General features: G+C 27.5%; 1 protein-coding gene. It reads right to left on the reverse strand.

Annotation, left to right across the window (positions count from 1 at the left end; all coding sequences use genetic code 11):
- The coding region (locus L8T90_RS07780) for a hypothetical protein (RefSeq protein ID WP_263737166.1) at positions 1 to 2,066 on the reverse strand (2,066 nt) is incomplete at both ends.

Consider the following 2,066-nt stretch of genomic DNA (forward strand, 5'->3'; position numbering starts at 1 on the left):
ATCTTCTTTAGTTTGTAAAAAGCTACCTGCTAATACTTCTATATTAGTATTATTAAAAATATTAGTATTACCACTTAGATATAAAGTATTATTATAGCTTTTATCATTTTCACTATATACACCAGAAGCACTTATAAATATAGCTTTGTTGTTTTTATACTCATCTATATTTAAATTATTTATATGAGTATAATTATCATGAGTATTCTTAGCTATACCTGCACTAATTACTATCTCCCCTTCTCTTTTATCAGAAGCTGTACCTAGAGCTAAATTATCAAAGATAAAAGTATTATTAGCACTTTCAGTTTTAGCATTAATAACATAAACATTGGAGCTAGCTGCACTTGAATAATCTTTAATGTTTAAAGTATTATTATTAGCATTTTCATTGGCTCTTAAAATGATTTTAGAACCTTTATCTATATTAGAAGCATTCGATAAAGATTGTACAAGATTATATTTTATAGTGTTTTTTTCTAAATTATCAGCTTCTATAATAGTAGTGAGGTTTCTACCTGATTTTACATTATCTAAAACTATACTATTAGCATTAGCACTACTTGCATAATAATCTTTATTATCCAAACTAACCTTACTTACTCCATATAAGTATAAAGGTATAGCTATGTTTGAGTTTTTAATATGAATACTATTATTATTTGCTTTAGAGCTTAGAGTTTGTGCTGCTGTGATTTGAATTTTATCTTGATGGTTTTCAACAGTAAGTCCTTGGGTTAAATCCCCATTGATATTAATACTATTATTATTAGCTCCTTTAGTAGCTACCCCACCATAAAGATTAAACTCATTTTTACCTGTAAAATTAGAATTAATCTCAAATGGCTTTTTAAGATTAATATTAATACTATTATCATTAGCTATACCATTATTAGTCATACCTGCATAAAAGTCTAAAAGTGCTTTTACTTCTACATTAGTATTTAATGCTAATAAGGTTTGTAAGTCTTTTATATCTATAGTGTTTTTATAAGCATTACCTTGTATGATTTTACCCCCATAGATTTCTCCTACTAAGACAGCATTATAAGCTAATGGGGTATTTTTAGTATCTACTCTTAAATCTAGTTTTAAATCATTGATTAATACACTATTATTACTTACTTCATAGCTTTGGTTATTATTAACATCCACAAAAGCTCCTCCTAAGTGAGTAGCAGCTGATGTTGAATATGCTCCACTTGGACCATGTACTAATAAAGAAGCTCCATCTATAATAACCTTATTATTTTTAGCATTGCCATTATAAGTAATAGCTCCTGTTACATGAGTCATTCTCTCATCAAAGATATTATCTCCTAGCATGCTTTGTCTATAAGGGGTAGTATGAAAGTCTATCTTTACGCCTTTATTTAATATAACTGTATTATTATTAGCATTAGCATCTACACCAAAAGCACCTAAGATATAAGGAGCACCATTTAAAGGTAAGGTATAGGTGTTTTCAACACCCATATTTACATAGGCATCTTTTAAGAAATTTAAAGTATTATTACTTACTTCACCTTTTCTAGCTATGGCTGGAGTGATTAGAAAATTATATTTATTATCTAAACCCGTAGCTTTAGGATTAATTACTTCTTTATCAGTAGGTTTTAAATAATATACTGAAGATAATTCTCCTGCTTTTAATACTAAGGTATTATTATTAGCTTTTGCATTAAAGGTATAAGCAGAAACTAAAAAAGGTATATAGCTGATTTGATTTAGGGTAGTATTAGCTGAGTTAGAACTATGAAAGCCATTAACTACAAAAATATCTTCTTTAATACTTGGAGTGAGTATGTCTTGTTTAAAGTATAAATCATTCATTTTAGAATGAGTTTTATCTTTAGGATTATCATAGATTAAAGTGATATTTGAAAGGTTTTTATTAGTAGCCATTTGGCCATAGAAGTTTTTACCACTTAAGAGTTTATAAGTATCAAGATTATAATCATATACATCATTATTATTAAATTTATGCTCTTTAATAACATAAGCATTAGAAGCTTTATCATAATTTGCTTGGGTGGCTGCCTCTAAAGAACTTAGGGAAAAAATAG

The sequence above is a fragment of the Campylobacter sp. RKI_CA19_01121 genome (assembly GCF_025771295.1).
Classification (GTDB): domain Bacteria; phylum Campylobacterota; class Campylobacteria; order Campylobacterales; family Campylobacteraceae; genus Campylobacter_D.